Here is a 17310-nt window from a genome sequence, read left to right as displayed (position 1 = left end):
ACCGGTCAGCTGGGCGCCGAGCACCAGGCGCGCCAGGCGTCCTTGCTGGGCTGGTCGGTGAGCCGGAAGTCTCCCCCGGACACCTGGTAGTCGTAGTACGCCACCCAGAGCGGTCGCTGGCCGTTCAGGTAGCTGCTCATCGAGCGGATCCAGGCGGCCCGTCCGGCTCCGCTGTCCCCGGCGATCCGTACGCTGCCGGTCTCGGCAAGGCCCCACGGCTTACCGAGCTCCTTCGACTTGCTGATCATCGGTCCGAAGACCTTGGCCGGCTCGGTGTAGCGGTTGTACTTGCCGCCGCTGTTGTAGCAGTCCCAGCCGAGCACGTCGACGACGTCGCCGCCCGGGTAGTAGTCGTTGAAGCTCCGCCGCGAATTGGGGTTCAGCGTCCAGCACATCAGGATCAGGGTGGCCCGCAGCCGCGGGTTCTGGGCGCGGTCGGCGAGGCCGGCCACCCGGCGCCAGGCGGCGCGGAACTGGGCGGTGGTGTAGTTGCCGTTCTCCACGTCGTTCTCCGGCTCGTGGAAGTACGACCAGTAGACGTCGTGGTCACGCGGGATCGAGGCGAACCACTTCGCCAACCGCGCGTCGTGCTTGCCGGCCGAGACCTCGGCCGGCGGCGCCTTGAAGGAGACCACCACCGTCCGGTTGACGACGTCGGCGCGGCTGCCCGACCAGGCGGGCGGCAGGCCCGGGTAGAACACCCGGACCATCCGCAGCGGTCCGTAGGTGCGGTCGGAGCGGGCCAGCCCGTCGTTGAAGCTCTCGCCGCCGAGCAGGTGGATGCTCGCCCCGGGCAGAGTGGTCCGCGGCGCCGGGAACGGCCGGAAGCCCGCGCCGGGCGTGGCGGACGGGGACGCGCTGGGTGCGAGACTCGGATTCGTGCCGAGCCCCACCACGCCGCCGGGTGGGCCGGCCGGGAGGGACGCGGCCGGGCCGGGCGCCGGTGCGCCGGTTCCCGGCCCGTTCGCCCCCGGCGCGGCCTGTTGGGCAGGCTCTCGGTCCCGGGTGACTGCGACGGCGACCGTCGTGCTGACCAGGAGGACGGCCGCGGGGAAGGCGACGAGCCAGCCGCGCCGGAACAGGCGGCGGGGCCGCCGGCTCGGCGGCGGAGTCGGGGCCGGGTGGGCGTCGAGAACGGGGGCGATTGACGGGCCGGGTCCCATGACCCTCCTCTGGATCGGCGTGTCAGCTGCTTCCCGGCTCAGCACCGGCGCCACCCCGTAGTGCAACGAGCAGGGCGGCGGGCCGGTGCGGCGACCCGTCTCACAGGAACCGGTCGATGGCCTTGAGCAGCTGCTCGGCGTGCTCGGGCCGGCAGACGAGCAGGTCGGGCAGGCGGGGGTTGGCGGCGTTGTAGCGCAGCGGCGAACCGTCGATACGGGACGCGTGCATCCCCGCCCCGAGCGCGACGGCCACCGGCGCCGCGGAGTCCCACTCGTACTGCCCGCCGGCGTGCACGTATGCGTCGGCCTGGCCGGTCACCACCGCGCAGACCTTGACGCCTGCCGAGCCCATGGGCACCGCCTCCGCGTCCAGCTCCTCGATCAGCTGGGGGACGAATGCGGGCGGCCGGCTGCGGCTGACCGCGATCCGCAGCGGACCGTCGGCCGCCGGAGCGGTGGGCTCGGTCGTTCCCAGGACCAACGGGTCACCGTCCGCGCCGGTTCGCGCCGGCATGCCGACGGCGCCGGCGGTCAACCCGCCGTCCGGGCCGGCCGAGCGTTCCCAGAGGGCCACGTGGACGGCCCAGTCGGTGCGCCCCTGCTCCGAGAACTCGCGGGTGCCGTCCAGCGGGTCGATGATCCAGACCCGGTCGGCGTCGAGGCGGGCCGCCCGGTCGCCGGTGGAGAAGTCCTGCCGGGAGTCCGCCTGCTCCTCGGAGAGGATCTCGTCGGCCGGCCGGTAGCGGGTCAGCGCCGCCACCATCAGCTCGTGCGAGGCGCGGTCGCCGGCGTCCTTGAGCGCCCGCGGGTCGGCGAAGCCCTCGCGGGCGCGCAATGCGGTCAGCGCGCTGCCGGCCTGGCCGGCCAACCACCGTGCGAAGGCCTGATCGTCGAGCCGGTCGATGTCGTCGGACACCTGCCATCCACCACCTTGTCTGGCGTCGGCGGGCGGCCGGCGGGTCCCCGCCGCCCGGACCGCACCATATTGGCCGGTGGGGCGAGCGGACAACAAGTGTGACGGCCGGAACGGTACGCCCGGCCCACCGACTTCTGCCCGCATGTTGAACTTCGCGTGTATGGCGGTCGGACCCGCCGGACCAGGCCCTAGGCTCGTGCGCATGACCGCCGAGCAGCTGATCTCCTTCGCCCGTGGCGCTCCCTCGCTGGACATCGTCGATGTCGAGGGGCTCAAGGCCGCCGCCGTCCGTGCCTTCGACGCCGACCCCGCCGGGATCACGGCGTACGGCACCTCCGTCGGTTACCCGCCCCTGCGGAAGTGGATCGCGGAGAAGCACGGCGTCGAGGCCGACCAGGTGCTGATCACCAACGGTTCGCTCCAGGCCGACGCGTTCCTCTTCGACCACCTGGTCCGCCGGGGCGACGCGGTGGTGGTCGAGCGCCCGACGTACGACCGGACGCTGCTCAACCTCCAGCAGATGGGCAGCGAGATCCACGGCGTGACGATCCAGCCGGACGGTCTGGACACCGCTGAGCTGCGCAAGTTGCTGGAGTCGGGGGTGCGGCCGCGGCTGGCCCACGTCATCCCGAACTACCAGAACCCGGCCGGCGTGACCCTCTCCCTGGAGAAGCGTCGCGAGCTGCTCGACCTGGCCGCCGAGTACGGCTTCACGATCTTCGAGGACGACCCGTACGCGGACATCCGGTTCCGGGGCGAGCCGCTGCCCTCGATGCTGTCGATGGACACCCGGGGCGTGGTGGTGCACGCCTCCAGCTTCACCAAGACGGTCTGCCCCGGCGTCCGGGTCGGCTACCTGGTCGGCCCGGCCGACGTGATCGCGACGATCGCGAAGCGGGCCACCAACCTCTACATCTCGCCGGGCATGGTCTCCGAGGCGATCGTGCACCAGTTCTGCGTCTCCGGGGAGATCGAGCGGTCGATCCACACCGTGCGGACCGCGCTGGGCGAGCGTGCCGTGGTGCTGGCCGAGTCGCTGCGCCGGCACATCCCGGAGGCCCGGTTCGTGGAGCCGGACGGCGGCTACTTCCTCTGGGTGGAACTGCCCGAGGACGTGGACGTCGACCGGCTCGCCCCGGCGGCGGCCGAGCGCGGCGTCGCGGTGGTCAAGGGCAGCGACTTCATGATCGAGGGCGGCCGGCACGCGCTCCGGCTGGCCTTCTCCGCGGTGACCGCGGACCGGATCGAGGAGGGCGTCCGGCGGCTGGCCGAGGCCATGGCGGCCGTCCGAGGCTAGATTTCTGTCGGGTTTCTGACAGAAGGGCGATACCGGCCGACCGGGCTCTCCCGCTCGGCCGGCCGGCGGCTCACAATGCTGCGAGCGCCGCTCACCTTCCCTCGGTGACCGGTCCACCGACCGGGGAGCCGCGGGGCCGCCCCCGTCCGGACCGTCGGCGCGCACAGCACAACCCCCGCCCCCAATGGGTGCCGGGTGGGCCGTGTCGCCCCTCACCCCCCTGACGCGGCCGGCCCGCCCGGCGCCGCCACCGTCTCCCGCCCCGGCGTGACGCGGGTCGCAGCCCGGCCGCCCGCCCCGCGCTCGCCCGCGCTGCGCCTCGTCCCGACCGGCGTAACCTGCAAGCCGCAGCTACGTGGAGAGGGGGCGAGATGACGGACCGGGTGACACGCGACCGCACCGCCGGGGACAACGGTGGCCGGGCGCCCCGACCACGGGCCTGGGCAGCACCGGTACGCGCCATGTCGCGCATCCTCAACGCCGACGGCTCCCCGCGGACGACCGAGCCGGCCGGCCCCGGCCGGAGCGGAATCGTCGACTGCGGCCTCTACGTCGACGGCGAGCGCCGGCCCGGCGAGTGGCACTACGCCGACGCCCTGGCCGCCGCCCGCCAGGAGGGGAACGGTTTCGTCTGGCTCGGCCTGCACGAACCGGAGCTGGACGAGATGACCGCGATCGCGGCCACCTTCGGCCTGCACGAGCTGGCCGTCGAGGACGCGGTCAAGGCCCAGCAGCGCCCGAAGCTGGAGCGCTTCGGCGACGTCACCTTCCTGGTGCTGCGCACCGCCCGCTACTGCGAGCACACCGAGCTGACCGAGAACTCCGAGGTGGTGGAGACCGGCCAGGTGATGCTCTTCATCGGGCCGAACTTCCTGATCAGCGTCCGGCACGGGGACGCCTGCCGGCTGTCGCCGGTCCGGGCCGACCTGGAGGCGAAGCGGGATCTGCTGCTGCACGGCCCGTGGGCCGTCGCGTACGCGGTCACCGACCGGGTGGTGGACCTCTACCTGGAGGTGGCCGACCGGCTGGAGGACGACCTCGACGTGCTGGAGGCGGACGTCTTCGACCGGCAGGGCAGCGGGCGGATCCAGCGGATCTACCAGATGAAGCGGGAGCTGGTGGAGTTCAAGCGGGCGGTGGTGCCGTTGCAGCGCCCGCTGCTCACCCTCACCTCGCAGGTCAACCGGGAGGTGCCGCAGGAGGTGCGGCGCTACTTCCGGGACGTGCAGGACCACCTCAGCCGCACCGTCGAGCAGGTGAACTCCTACGACGACCTGCTCAACTCGATCCTCCAGGCGCGGCTGGCCCAGGTCACCGTCGACCAGAACAACGACATGCGCAAGATCGCGGCCTGGGCCGCGATCGCGGCGGTGTGGACCGCCATCGCGGGCATCTACGGCATGAACTTCGAGAACATGCCGGAGCTGAGGATGACGTACGGCTATCCGGTCGTGCTCGCGCTGATGCTCGGCATCTCCCTCGCCCTCTACCGCTGGTTCCGCCGCAACGGCTGGCTGTAGCCGGCAGACGGAAGCGCCGGCCGCGCGGGGCGTACCCCCGCGCGCCGGCGCTGCTCCGTGACCTCGCGGTCAGCGGCGACCGCTGGACTTGGCGGTGTTCCGGCCGTTCTGCACGGCCTTGCTGAGGTCGTCGGCCGGGCGGCCGGAGACGTCCTTGGCGCCCTCGGCCACCGAGGGGACCTTGTCGCTCGGCTGGATCACCGGCTGGCTGCTCGACGTGGCGGTCGAGGCGCTGCCGCTGCCGGCCACCGCCGAACTGCCCGCGCCGGTCGGCCCGGGCTGGGTCACCTTCGCGGTCGCGTCCGGGGTCTCCACCACGATGGTGTCCACGTCCTCCCGCATCGGCTCGAGCTTGCCGGTCGGGTCGTACTCGGCCCACTCCTGCTGCTCGCGTCGGCGCCGCATGGCCATCGCGCCGGCCAGGCCGGCGACCGTGCCGGCGACCAGCAGGCCGGTCGTCATGCCGCGCGACCTCTTCTGCTTCTTCTTCGCGGCCTTCATGTTCTTCGCCTTCACCTTCTTGTTCATCGCGGCCTGCTTGGCGGCGGCCGCCTTCCGGCCGGTCACGGCCCTGCCGGTGGTCTCGGCCTGCGCGTTACGCACCGCCAGGACCAGCGGCGCGAGTGCGGCGACCGTCGACGCGACGCCGCTCGACGCGCGGTCCCGGACGACGATCGCGGTGGGCGCGACCGCGCCCCGGGCTGCCTGGACCCGCGGGCCGACCGTGGCGCCGGCACCCTTCGCCGCGTGCGCGGCGGCCTGCCTCAGGTGACCGATGCCCTGGTTCAGCTCGGCCTTCGCGAGCTGCCCCCGGGTCTTACGCCGCCCGATTCCAAACACGGTCCCACCTCCTGGGAGTTGTTCCTCCGTCATCCTCCACCTTCGGATGCCTCCGCATGGCCAGATCGGGCACATGGGAGGATCCGCATGGAACTGACCAACGAGTGAGGAGTACCCGTGGCCGAGGCTGTCTACGCCACCTTGCACACCAACGCTGGCCCGATCCGGCTGGAGCTCTTCCCGAACCACGCGCCGAAGACCGTCCGCAACTTCGTCGAGCTGGCCGAGGGCACCCGCGAGTACATCGACCCGCGCACCGGCCAGCCGGGCAGCGGGCCGTACTACGACGGCACCATCTCGCACCGCGTGATCAGCGGCTTCATGGTCCAGATGGGTGACCCGACCGGCACCGGTCGCGGTGGCCCGGGCTACAAGTTCGCCGACGAGTTCCACCCGGAGCTGCGCTTCGACCGGCCGTACCTGCTCGCCATGGCGAACGCCGGGCCGGGCACCAACGGTTCGCAGTTCTTCATCACGGTGGGCCCGACGCCGCACCTGAACAACCGGCACACCATCTTCGGTCAGGTCGCGGACGAGCAGTCGGCGAAGGTCGTGGACTCGATCGCGAACACCCCGACCGGCCCGAGCGACCGGCCGCTCCAGGACGTGGTCATCGAGCGCGTCGAAATCGAGCGCAAGCCGGCCTGAGCGTCGCGCGGGTACCTTTGCTCGCATGACTGAGCGCTCCGGGCAGGCAGGTGACGCCACAGAGGGTCCGGTGCCGACCACTCCGGTCTGCTACCGGCACCCCGACCGGGAGACGTACGTCCGGTGCACCCGCTGTGACCGGCCGATCTGCCCGGAGTGCATGCGGGACGCCTCCGTCGGCCACCAGTGCCCGGAGTGCGTCAGCGAGGGACGCCGTAGCGTGCGGCCGGCGCGTACCGCCTTCGGAGGCGGTGCGGCCGGCCGCCAGGGCTACGTCACGAAGACCCTGATCGCGCTGAACGTGCTGGTCATGGTCCTGTCCATCATCTCGGCCGGGAGCGGGACCGCGGTTGCCGGCGGCTCCGGCCTCGGTGGCCTGATGGGTGACTCGACGCCGCTGACCGACTGGGGCGCGGCGCTGGGCTACGCCCCGTACGTCCCCTTCGGCGAACTGCACGGCATCGCCGCCGGTGAGTGGTACCGGCTGGTGACCGCGATGTTCCTGCACTACGGCGTGCTGCACCTGCTGCTCAACATGTGGGCGCTCTGGGTGCTGGGCCGGACCCTGGAGGCGGTGCTCGGCCCGCTGCGGTTCCTGGCGCTCTATCTGATCGCCGGGCTCGGCGGCAACGTCGCCGTCTACCTGTTCAGCGCCCCCAACTCGCCCGCGGTCGGGGCGTCGACGGCCATCTTCGGCCTCTTCGCCGCCATCTTCGTGATCATGCGCCGGCTGGGCCGGGACACCTCGGCCATCGTGCCGATCCTGGTGATCAACCTGATCTTCACGTTCACCGTGCCGGGCATCTCCGTGGCCGGGCACCTCGGCGGGCTGGTGGTCGGCGCGCTGATGGCCCTGGTCCTGGCGTACGCCCCGCGGATGCGGCGGACCGCCTTCCAGGCGGCCGGCGGGGCCATCCTGCTGGTGGCGCTGCTCGGGCTGGTCCTCGTCCGCACCGCGGCGCTGACCGGCTGACGCCAGCGGCGGGGCTCAGCGCACGGCGGCGCGGGCGGCCGTCAGTGCGGCCGCGACCTCCTCGGGCGGCGCGTCCAGGTCGTAGCGGCCGAACAGGTGCAGCGAATCGCCCGCGTCGATCTCCAGCGTCTCGGCGGTGAGCCCGCGGCGGGTACGCCGCTCCACCCGGATCGACTCCACGGCCGCCCAGGGCAGCCGCCGGCGGCCGGCGAAGCCCCGAATCACGGTGATCCCCTCCGGGTCGGCGGCCAGCCGGACCGGCGCGACCAGGTCGCGCAGCGCCCAGCCGAGCAGCGCGGCGGCGGCCAGCCCGGCGAGCACGAGCTGGATCCGGTCCGCGCCAGCGAAGAGCAGGCCCAACGCGATCAGGACAAGCGCGGCGAGCGCCTTGACCGCCGGCAGCACCGGCGGCACCCGCCACTGCCCGGCCGGGGACGACTGTGGAGTCACCGTCCCAGCATGCCAGCCGGGAGGGCCGGCGACCGGGGGGAGGACGACCGGCCGGATCAGCACGTAGGATCGGGGCAAGCCAGGTTACCGGGGAGTAGACATGAGTGACGCGGTCATCGTCGGTGCGGTACGCACCCCGGTCGGGCGGCGCAAGGGCAGCCTTGCCGGCGTGCACCCGGTCGACCTTTCGGCGCACGTGCTGCGCGCCCTCGCCGAGCGCACCGGCATCGACCCCGAGCAGGTCGACGACGTGGTCTGGGGCTGCGTCTCGCAGGTCGGCGAGCAGTCGTGGAACGTGGCGCGCAACGCCGTCCTCGCCGCCGGCTGGCCCGAGTCGGTCCCCGGCACCACGGTCGACCGGCAGTGCGGGTCCAGCCAGCAGGCGCTGCACTTCGCCGCCGCCACCGTCCTCTCCGGCCAGGCCGACCTGGTGGTCGCCGGCGGCGTCGAGTCGATGACCCGGGTGCCGATGGGTGCCAGCGTGGCCGGCGGGATGCCGTTCAGCGCCGCGATCCTGGAGCGCTACCGCGGCGTCGAGGGCGTCGCCGAGGACAGCCCGCTCCCGTTCAACCAGGGCGTCGGGGCCGAGCTGATCGCCCAGCGGTGGCGCTTCTCGCGTACCCAGCTCGACGAGTTCGCGCTGGCCAGCCACGAGAAGGCGGCCGCCGCGCAGGACGCCGGGGCGTTCGACCCGGAGCTGGCTCCGGTGGCGCTGGCCGACGGCGGCAAGTTCAGCGCCGACGAGGGCATCCGGCGGGACACCTCGCTGGCCAAGCTCGGCGAGCTGGCCACGCCGTTCAAGGCCGACGGCGTGGTCACCGCCGGCTCGGCGTCGCAGATCTCCGACGGCGCGGCGGCGCTCGCGGTCACCACGAGCGAGTGGGCCAGCCGGCACGGCCTGCGCCCGCTGGCCCGGGTGCACACCGCCGTGGTCGCCGCCGACGACCCGGTCACCATGCTCACCGCCCCCATCCCGGCCACCGCGAAGGCGCTGCGGCGCGCGGGGCTGGGCATCGAGGAGATCGGGGTGTACGAGGTGAACGAGGCGTTCGCCCCGGTGCCGCTGGCCTGGCTGGCGGAGACCGAGGCGGACCCGGAGCGGCTGAACCCGCGTGGCGGGGCGATCGCGCTCGGCCACCCGCTCGGCGGGTCCGGCGCCCGGATCATGACCACCATGCTCCAGCACATGCGGGACAACGGGATCCGCTACGGCCTGCAGACCATGTGCGAGGGCGGCGGCATGGCCAACGCCACCATCGTCGAGCTGCTCTGAAATCGCTGGCCGCCGCCGCGGGCAGCGCCTAGCGTGCCGACCGTGACGACACCCGACTGGTCCGATCCGCGGTGGCGGGACGACGCCCTGGCCTGGGTCGGTGACGCGCTGGGCCGACACGGCTGGCGGGTGACCGGCCCGGTCGAGCCCCGGGTCCGCCCCTGGTCGCTCGTCTGGCGGGTGCCCACCGGCGCCGGACCGGTCTGGTTCAAGGCCAACAACCCGGGCACCCGCTACGAGGCGGCGCTCCTCGCCGAGCTGGCCCGGCTCGCGCGGGGAACGGTGCTCGACCCGCTCGCCGTGGACGTCGCGCGCGGCTGGTCGCTGCTGCCCGACGGCGGCCCGAGCCTGCGCGACGTGCTCGCCGGGGACCTGACCCACTGGGAGCGGGTGCTGCCCGCGTACGCGGCGCTCCAGATCGCGGTCGCGCCGCAGGCCGGGCGGCTGCTCGCGGCGGGGGTGCCCGACCATCGTCCGGAGCTGATGCCGGCACTCCTCGACCGGCTGCTCGACGACGAGGAAGCCCTGCTGCTCGGCCGGCCGGACGGGCTGACCCCGGAGCGGCACGCGAAGCTCCGCGCGTACCGGCCGGAGTTCGCCGCTACCTGCCGGCGCCTGGCGGAGTTCGGCGTCCCGGCCAGCGTGCAGCACGACGACCTGCACGACGGGAACGTCTTCGTCACCGAGGCCGGCTACCGCTTCTTCGACTGGGGGGACGCCTCGGTGGCCCACCCGTTCGGCACCCTGCTGGTGACGCTCAACTCCGTGGCGCACGGCGGCGGGCTGGCACCCGGCGACCCGGTTCTCGGCCGGCTGCGGGACGCCTACCTGGAGGCGTGGACCGACCGGTACGACCGGACCGCCCTGCGGGAGGTCGCCGGCCTGGCCATGACGGTGACCACGGTGAGCCGGTCGCTGTCCTGGCGACGCGCCCTGGCCACCGCCGACCCGGCCCGGGCCGAGTACGCCGCGGCCGTCCCCGGCTGGCTCGGCGAACTGCTCGCGCCGAGCCCGGTCTGACCGCGGCGGGGATGATCGGCGCGCGGCCGTCCGGCCCGTTGTCGTCGCGGCAGTCGCTCCGTGCACCGTGGCGGGTGGGGTGCGCCGCATGCGTAACGCCGGTCAGCCGGGCAGCGCCTGACTCGATGGATGCCGGCGGAGGCCGACCCCCGACGGGGTGACGTGACGGCCCCCCGGCACCCGGTGGCGCCGGTCGCGCTGCCGTTCCGCCGACGAAAGGCAGGCATGCCCGTCATCCGTTCCGTCCGCTCCATCCGCCCCGGCGGCCCGGCGCTGCGCGCCGGAGTCGTCGCCGTCGCCCTCTCGGCCGTCGCCAGCGCCCTCGGTGCCGGCCCGGCCTCCGCCGCCCCTCCCCGGGCCGACCTGGGGCTCACCGTGGCCCCCGACCCGGCGCGCGTGCTGGTGGCCGGTCAGGTCGCCGGCATCGGGGTCGATCTGGTCAACCACGGCCGCGCCGGCGCCGAGGGGATCAGCCTCACCTTCCGCCTCCCGCCGGGCGTCGCGCCCGCCGGCGAGGGCGGGATCCCGTCCGACAGCCCGTGGCACTGCGTCCTCGCGACCCCGGTCACCAGCTGCACGCACCCGGCGCTCGCCGCCGGGGCGGCCGCCGCCCCGCTGAAGCTCCGGGTGCGGCTGCCCGCCGGGCAGGACGGCGGCACCATCGCCGTGCCGGTCGACGTGACCACGACCAGCCGGGAGAGCGCCACCTCCGACAACACCGGGACGGCCGTCTTCACCTACGACGCGAGCATCGTCGTCCCCGAGCCGGAGGTCGCCGACCTGGGGCTCACCGTCACCCCCGACCCGGAGCGCGTCGCCGTCGACGGTCAGGTCGCCGCTGTCGGCGTGGGCCTGGTCAACCGGGGCAACGCCGCCGCCGACGGGATCGACCTCCACCTGCGGCTGCCCGACGGCGTGACCGTCGCCGACGAGGGCGGCCTGCCCTCGGACAGCCGGTGGCGCTGTGACGTCTCCTCCCCGGTGGTCGCCTGCACGCACCCGGCGCTCGCGGCCGGCGAGGCCGCCGCCGCGCTGGCCCTGCGGGTGGAACTCCCGGCCGGCACCGACGGGTCGACCGTCATCGTGCCCGTCGACGTGAACACCACCAGCGCGGAGCTGAACACCGGCGACAACATCGGTGACGCCGTCTTCACGTACGACGCGAGCGTGGTGCCCGAGCCGCACGGCGCCGACCTCCGCTTCACCACCCTCGACGTCCGGCCCTACCGGGTGATCGAGGGGGACACGGTCCGCACGACCTGGGAGTTCGAGAACGTCGGCGACCTGGTCGCCGAGGACGTCACCATGCGGATCACCGTCGACCCGCGGCTGCGCCCGGTCCCGGCCGACGGTGCGACCTCGCCCTGGCGGTGCAGCACGCTCAGCGACGGCTGGGACTGCCGGCACGACCCGATGGCGACCGGCGAGCAGGCGACGATCGCGCTCGACCTCACCGTGGTCGGCGGCGTCGCGGGCGACCTGCTGCCGTTCGAGGGCGTGCTCACCACCTCCACCCCGGAGCTGAACTCCGGTGCCAACGAGATCGGCCACTACGTCGAGTTCGCGGACACCAGCACCGTGCACGGTCAGCTCTGGCAGGACCTGGACGGCGACGGCCGGCGCGACGCCGAGGACGTGGCGGTCGACCCGGTCGCCGCGAACGCCTCGGTCTGGATCGTGCCCACCTTCGCGGGCCAGCCGGACGGCGCCCCGGTCGCCGTTCCGGTGGCGGCCGACGGCAGCTGGACCGTGGAGGTCAAGCCGGACCAGTACCGCGTCGAGGTGCGGGTCGCCGCGGCGACGTACGACTTCACCGGACGGGACGCCACCGACGACGCCGTGGACTCGGACGTCTCCCGGTACGCCGTCGAGGGTGACGAGGTGATCGGCCACAGCGTCGACACGTACGTGCCGAACGGCAGCCAGTGGCAGGTCGACGCCGGGCTGATCCGCGTCGCTCCCTGACCCTCGGACGGGCCCCGGCCGCTGGACCGGCGGCCGGGGCCCGTCGTCCGTCGCACATCGGGTGCGATTTGCACGGGTGGAACTTCCAGAAATCGGGAGTGACCCATATCACCCCTGCTCACATGCTCGTTGCATCTTGCATGGACGTGTTCTCGCGAACGTTCCTTCCGGCCGCCGCCGAGACCGGCCTGGCGACCCAGACCGTCAGCCGGCACATGCCGGTCTTCCGCCGATGCGTCGGCTCCGGCGACGCCACCATCCTGGTCACCCGGTGCAGCCGCCCGGACCACCCGATCGGCGGCGACTACCTGATGCTGCTCACCCACCGCCGTCTGGTGATCACCCGGCAGACCCGGGTGCTGCACCGGCTGCGCCTGCACCTCAACACCGAACTGCGCGAGCTGAGCAACGTCACCTGGAGCCCCGATCCCCGGTCGCACAGCCTGGAGCTGGCGGCGACCGCGATCGACGGGGTCCGGGAGCGGTTCCTCATCCGCACCCACCACCCGAAGCAGGTGTGGCAGCTCGACGCCCTGCTCAACCACGCCTTCCGGACCCGGCTCCGGACGCCCGCGGAGCGGCTGGTCGCCACCATCGGCGAGCCGCCGGCCAGCGCCCGCCCGGCCGTGTTCCGGCCCGCGCCGGTCAGCTGACCGGCTCCTTACCGAACCCGAACGTTCCGCAGACCTCCCGGGCGGCCCCCGGTCGGTAATCATGGGCCGGTGACCGCCGACGCCGCGCCGCGCGGGCTCGTCCTCGTCGTGGAGGACGAGCCGGCCATCGCCGACCTGGTCCGGCTCTACCTGACCCGGGACGGGTTCGGCGTACACCTAGAACGCGACGGGGCGGCCGGGCTGGCCGCCGCGCGGCGGCTGCGCCCGGTGGCCTGCGTGCTCGACATCGCGCTGCCCGGCCTGGCGGGCACGGAGATCTGCCGGCGGCTGCGCGAGGCCGGCGACTGGACGCCGGTCATCTTCCTCACCGCCCGGGACGACGAGGTGGACCGGATCGTCGGCCTGGAACTGGGGGCGGACGACTACGTGACCAAGCCGTTCAGCCCGCGCGAACTGGTCGCCCGGGTCCGGGCGGTGCTGCGCCGCACGGCCGGCGCACCCGCCACGGCCGAGCAGCCCCGGGTGGTCGGCCCCGTCACCCTCGACCCGGCCCGCCGCACGGTCACCGCCGCCGGCGCCCCGGTGCAGCTCACCTCCACCGAGTTCGACCTGCTCGCCCACCTGATGGCCCGGCCCGGCCGGGTCTTCACCCGGGAGGAACTGCTGGCCGGGGTCTGGGGGTACGCGGCCCACGCCGGCACCCGGACCGTCGACGTGCACGTGGCGCAGGTGCGGGCCAAGCTCGGCCCGGCCAGCGTGATCCGCACTCACCGCGGGGTCGGGTACGCGGCCGATGCCTGAGCAGCCCACCGTCGCGCTCCCGGTCATCGGGCCCGGCCCCCCGGCCCCGCCCCGGCGGCGGTTCGCGCACACCCTGACCGCCCGCGCGGTGCTGGTCACCTGTGCGGTGGCGCTGGTGTCGGTGCTGGTCACCGCGGTGGTCGCGGTCCCCCTGGCGGTGCGCGGCGCGGAGCGGCGCGACCAGGCGGCGCTGGCCGCCCAGGCCCGGCTCGCCGCCGACGTGCTCCGGGTCCGCGCGGTACGCCAGCGGGACACCGCCGGGGACCGGCTCATCCGCCAACTCCGCGAGCAGCAGATCGAGGTGTATCTGATCCGGGCCGGGCAGGTGGACCGGGCCGGCCTGCCCCGGCCGGTGGTGAACCGGGTGGCCGCCGGCCGGGACGTCTCCGGCCGGCGGCTGGTCGGCGGCGAGCGGGCCCTGGTCGAGGGGCGGGCGCTGCCCGGCGGGGACGGGGTGGTGCTGACCCGGGCCACCACCGCCGGCCCCTGGCGGCAGGTGTTGCGCACCCTCTGGTTGCCGCTGCTCGCCGGGCTCGCCGCCGGGGTCGCCGCCGGCCTGCTGCTGGCCCGTCGGCTGGCCCGGCCGATCCGGACCGCGGCCACCGCCGCCGCCCGGCTGCGCGCCGGGGACCGGGCGGTCCGGGTGCCGGTCGAACCGCCCGACGAGGTCGCCGACCTGGCGTACGCGCTGAACGGGCTGGCCGCCGCCCTCGCCACCAGCGAGGGGCGGCAACGCGAGTTCCTGCTCTCGGTCTCGCACGAGCTGCGCACCCCGCTCACCGCCATCCGGGGCTACGCCGAGGCGCTGGCCGACGGGGTGATCGAGGCCGACGGGGTGCCGGCGACCGGCCGGACCGTGCTCGCCGAGGCCGAGCACCTGGACCGGCTGGTCAGCGACCTGCTGGCGCTGGCCCGGCTGGAGGCCGCCGACTTCCCGCTGGAACCCGGGCCGGTCGACCTGGCCCGGCTCGCCGCCGACGCGGCACGCACTTGGTCCGACCGGTGCGCGGCCGTCGGCGTGCCGTTCCGGGTGGAGGCGCCGGACGGGCCGGTGCCCGCGTACACCGATCCGGGGCGGATCCGGCAGGTGGTGGACGGGCTGCTGGAGAACGCGCTGCGGGTCGTACCCCCGGAGGCGCCGGTGGTGCTCGCGGTCCGGCCGGCCGGCGCGGACCCGGCGGCGGGCGGCCTCATCGAGGTCCGGGACGGCGGGCCCGGCTTCACCGACGACGACCTGGCGGTGGCCTTCGAGCGGGGGGCGCTGCACCAGCGGTACCGGGGGGTGCGCAAGGTGGGCAGCGGCCTGGGGCTGGCGCTCGCCGCCGGGCTGGTCCGGCGGCTCGGCGGCCAGATCACGGCCGGGCACGCGCCGGAGGGCGGTGCGGCCTTCACCGTCCGGCTGCCCGGCGATCCTTACCTGACCCGAACATCGGCCTGACGATCCGCTCGTGCGAGCGGGGGATGCTGAGGGCACCACGGACGAGAGGAACACTGATGGCACGTCAGGGAATCGTCACCGGCGTCACCGCGCTGCTCGCGGCGGCCGCGCTCGGCCTCGCCGGCTGCGGCCCGGCCCAGGTCGCCCAGGATTCGGCGAAGGAGACCGCCGTGGAGGTGGCCGCCGCCCTGGGCGCGGACGGTCAGGCGCTGGCCGCGCTCGGTGTCGACGCCGACGAGCTGGACGTGGACCCGGTCGCCGCGCCGGCTCCCTCGGCCTCCGGCGCGCCCGGTGAGCAGGCCGGCCCGCGGGACAAGCGGGGCGCGCGGGCGCAGGACTGGCGCAAGCGGCACCGCGCCCGGGTGCTGCTGCGCAGGAACACCCTGCACGGCGAGGTCGCGGTGCAGACGAAGGACGACGGGACGAAGACCGTCGCCGTGCAGCGCGGCCAGGTGACCGCGATCGACGCGAAGTCGATGACCGTGAAGTCCACCGACGGCTTCACCATGACCTGGACCTTCGACGAGAAGCTCCGGGTGGTCGAGCGGCGCACCACCGTGCAGTCGAGCGACATCAAGGTCGGCACGACGGTCGGCGTGGCCGGCGCGAAGGACGGCGACAACGGGGTGGCCCGGCTGATCGTGGTCCCGGTCAAGCAGCGGTGAGGCGGGCGCCGGGGCCGGCGCGAGCGCGCCGGCCCCGGCGCCGTTCCTCAGTAGACGCGTGACCCGATGAAGTCGTCGTGGCCGTAGCCGACCGGGTTCGCGTAGGAGCGGGACTCGAAGGACCACTGCTGGCGGGTGCTCGTGGAGCAGGTCGCCAGCCGCAGCCGCGGGGTGGTGAGCCAGGGGTTGTCGAACGCGACGCAGAGGTTCTGCGCGCCGGCAGGCCGGAGCTGGTTGCCGACGAAGACGAACTTCTGGTTTGCCCCGCCGTGGCAGTCGTGGATGTTGACCGTGGTGCCGGCGGTGAGACTGCCGCCGCTCACGTCCAGGCAGCGGTCGTGGGAGAGCTCGGAGTGCAGCGACTGCCGGGCCGGGTCGTACCAGAAGCCCTGATTGCGGCCGCCGTGGCAGGCGTACGACTGCTGCATCGTGCCGTTGCGGGAGTCGTAGCCCCGGCCGTCGACACAGGTGCCCGTGGCCGCGTTGCGCAGCTGCTTGAACTCCAGCAGCCCGTCGACCAGCACGCCCTGCCCGGTGCTCGCCGGGTCGACGCAGGTGGCCCGCTGGGAGCCCGCGTTCCAGAACTGGGTGACGCACTGGGCGAACATGCCGTGCCCGCGGAAGTTGGGGTGGAACGACTGCCGGGCGGCGTTCTCGTCCCAGATCCCGACCTCGATGTAGAGGCCGCGGACCGAGGTGTTGTCGGTGCACACCTCGTGGCCGTGGAAGAGCCGGCTGGCGTCCAGGTAGCGGGTGCCGGTGTTGCCGGCGGCGGCGCGCAGCGCCGATTCGAACATCGGCACCGCCTTGTTCCGGGCGAACGCCATGTCGGCCAGGTAGAGCAGGCAGCCGCCGGCGTACCAGCCGGGGAAGTTCGGGTTGTCCTCCACGTCCGGGCTGCCCGGGCTCGGGTACGACATGAGCACCAGCTCGTAGTCGCTGCGCAGGTAACCGGCGGCGGTCATGGTCTGCCGGATCGAGTTCAGCGCCTCCTCGACAGCCCGGCGGCTGCCGTCGGTGCGGATCGTCCACTGGTCGGTGTAGGTCGGCCAGCACGCGCCCTGGAAGAACACCCGGCGCACCGCGCAGTCGGTGGCCACCGGCCCGAACTGGATGGTGCCGTCGCCGTTCGCGCCGACCACCACCCAGATCAGCCGGACGTGCGTGTTGCGCGCCTTGATCGCCAACTGGTCGCCCTGGTTCAGCTCGTTGTGCTGGGTCGGCCCGCCGGCGATCAGGTTCCACGGGGTCGCGCCCGAGCAGGCCAGGTTGTACTTCTGGTCCGCGGGGATGCCGGTGCGGAAGACCGCCTGGTCGTACGAGCGGTCGCACCAGTTGCCGTCGGTGTGGGTGCCGGGCACGTAGTTCCCGACGCCCTCCCCGGAGATCTCGCTGTCACCCATGGTGACCAGGGCGGTACGCCGCTGCTCGAGCGGCCGGATCTCGGGGGAGCCGTAGAGGGCGGTGGCCTCGGCGGCGCGGACGGTCTCCAGCGCGGCGGGGAGCGGCTGGACGGCGGGCCGGTCGGCGGCGGCCGCGGGGGCGAGCGGTCCGACCAGCAGCGGTAGGGCGAGGGCGGCGGCGGACACGACGGCCAGGGTGCGGCGTCGGGTGGTCCGTGCGCGCCTGGCGGGGGTACCAGACATCGACGCACTCCTTTCGCCTCAATCGCGAGAGGTCGATTGAGTTACCAGACGGTAACCGTCCGGTGGCAGGATGTGAATGCG

At 74.0% G+C, this 17310-nt stretch carries 16 protein-coding genes; 11 read left to right on the top strand and 5 right to left on the bottom strand.

Going from position 1 to position 17310, the window contains the following annotated elements; translation table 11 throughout:
* Positions 1-5 precede the first annotated feature (5 nt).
* Positions 6-1163 (bottom strand): hypothetical protein, encoded by a 1158-nt coding sequence (locus tag AB0F68_RS00410; protein WP_357331603.1) that lies wholly within the window; start codon positions 1161-1163, stop codon positions 6-8.
* Between the two features lie 100 nt (positions 1164-1263).
* Positions 1264-2079 (bottom strand): 3'(2'),5'-bisphosphate nucleotidase CysQ, encoded by an 816-nt coding sequence (locus AB0F68_RS00405; RefSeq protein WP_357331601.1) that lies wholly within the window; start codon positions 2077-2079, stop codon positions 1264-1266.
* A 202-nt stretch (positions 2080-2281) separates the two neighbouring features.
* Here AB0F68_RS00405 and AB0F68_RS00400 point away from each other — a divergent pair, with 202 nt between their 5' ends.
* Both AB0F68_RS00400 and corA read left to right on the top strand, forming a co-directional pair.
* On the top strand, positions 2282-3376 hold the full coding sequence (locus AB0F68_RS00400; protein WP_357331598.1) for a PLP-dependent aminotransferase family protein: 1095 nt from the start codon (positions 2282-2284) through the stop codon (positions 3374-3376).
* A 371-nt stretch (positions 3377-3747) separates the two neighbouring features.
* Positions 3748-4896 carry a magnesium/cobalt transporter CorA gene (corA, locus tag AB0F68_RS00395; protein WP_357331596.1) on the top strand — a complete coding sequence of 383 codons (1149 nt, stop codon included), beginning with the start codon at positions 3748-3750 and terminating at the stop codon, positions 4894-4896.
* Positions 4897-4965: 69 nt separating this feature from the next.
* Here corA and AB0F68_RS00390 read toward each other — a convergent pair whose 3' ends face one another.
* Positions 4966-5769, bottom strand: a complete 804-nt coding sequence (locus tag AB0F68_RS00390) for a hypothetical protein (RefSeq protein ID WP_357331594.1) — start codon at positions 5767-5769, stop codon at positions 4966-4968.
* Between the two features lie 84 nt (positions 5770-5853).
* Between AB0F68_RS00390 and AB0F68_RS00385 the strand changes: the two genes are divergently transcribed.
* Positions 5854-6384, top strand: coding sequence for a peptidylprolyl isomerase (locus AB0F68_RS00385; protein WP_107075444.1), 531 nt, complete (start codon positions 5854-5856; stop codon positions 6382-6384).
* A gap of 25 nt (positions 6385-6409) precedes the next feature.
* On the top strand, positions 6410-7357 hold the full coding sequence (locus tag AB0F68_RS00380; protein ID WP_357331591.1) for a rhomboid family intramembrane serine protease: 948 nt from the start codon (positions 6410-6412) through the stop codon (positions 7355-7357).
* A 15-nt stretch (positions 7358-7372) separates the two neighbouring features.
* Here the strand turns inward: AB0F68_RS00380 and AB0F68_RS00375 are convergent, their stop codons facing one another.
* Complete coding sequence (locus tag AB0F68_RS00375; RefSeq protein WP_357331589.1) at positions 7373-7807, bottom strand: PH domain-containing protein; 435 nt, start codon at positions 7805-7807, stop codon at positions 7373-7375.
* Between the two features lie 100 nt (positions 7808-7907).
* On the opposite strand from AB0F68_RS00375, the gene AB0F68_RS00370 reads away from it, so the two are divergent.
* The 7 genes from AB0F68_RS00370 to AB0F68_RS00340 all read left to right on the top strand — a co-directional run bounded on the left by AB0F68_RS00370 (position 7908) and on the right by AB0F68_RS00340 (position 15583).
* A complete protein-coding gene (locus AB0F68_RS00370; RefSeq protein ID WP_357331587.1) occupies positions 7908-9080 on the top strand; it encodes an acetyl-CoA C-acyltransferase in 1173 nt (390 codons plus the stop codon).
* A gap of 42 nt (positions 9081-9122) precedes the next feature.
* Entirely contained in the window at positions 9123-10100 is a 978-nt protein-coding gene (locus AB0F68_RS00365; RefSeq protein ID WP_357331585.1) for a phosphotransferase, read from the top strand.
* Positions 10101-10325: 225 nt separating this feature from the next.
* Positions 10326-12065, top strand: coding sequence for a hypothetical protein (locus AB0F68_RS00360; protein WP_357331583.1), 1740 nt, complete (start codon positions 10326-10328; stop codon positions 12063-12065).
* 140 nt (positions 12066-12205) lie between these two features.
* A complete protein-coding gene (locus AB0F68_RS00355; RefSeq protein WP_357332849.1) occupies positions 12206-12718 on the top strand; it encodes a hypothetical protein in 513 nt (170 codons plus the stop codon).
* Positions 12719-12787: 69 nt separating this feature from the next.
* Entirely contained in the window at positions 12788-13480 is a 693-nt protein-coding gene (locus AB0F68_RS00350; protein ID WP_357331581.1) for a response regulator transcription factor, read from the top strand.
* A complete protein-coding gene (locus AB0F68_RS00345) occupies positions 13473-14918 on the top strand; it encodes a HAMP domain-containing sensor histidine kinase (protein WP_357331579.1) in 1446 nt (481 codons plus the stop codon). The genes AB0F68_RS00350 and AB0F68_RS00345 overlap by 8 nt, the downstream gene beginning before the upstream one ends.
* A gap of 56 nt (positions 14919-14974) precedes the next feature.
* On the top strand, positions 14975-15583 hold the full coding sequence (locus tag AB0F68_RS00340) for a hypothetical protein (protein WP_357331577.1): 609 nt from the start codon (positions 14975-14977) through the stop codon (positions 15581-15583).
* Between the two features lie 47 nt (positions 15584-15630).
* Here AB0F68_RS00340 and AB0F68_RS00335 read toward each other — a convergent pair whose 3' ends face one another.
* Positions 15631-17229 (bottom strand): ricin-type beta-trefoil lectin domain protein, encoded by a 1599-nt coding sequence (locus AB0F68_RS00335; RefSeq protein ID WP_357331575.1) that lies wholly within the window; start codon positions 17227-17229, stop codon positions 15631-15633.
* Between the last annotated feature and the right edge of the window lie 81 nt (positions 17230-17310).

The organism is Micromonospora sp. NPDC023966 (genome assembly GCF_040639095.1).
Classification (GTDB): Bacteria; Actinomycetota; Actinomycetes; order Mycobacteriales; family Micromonosporaceae; genus Micromonospora.
The sequence above is the reverse complement of the archived record's forward strand: the minus strand, read 5'-3'. Positions and strand labels throughout refer to the sequence as shown.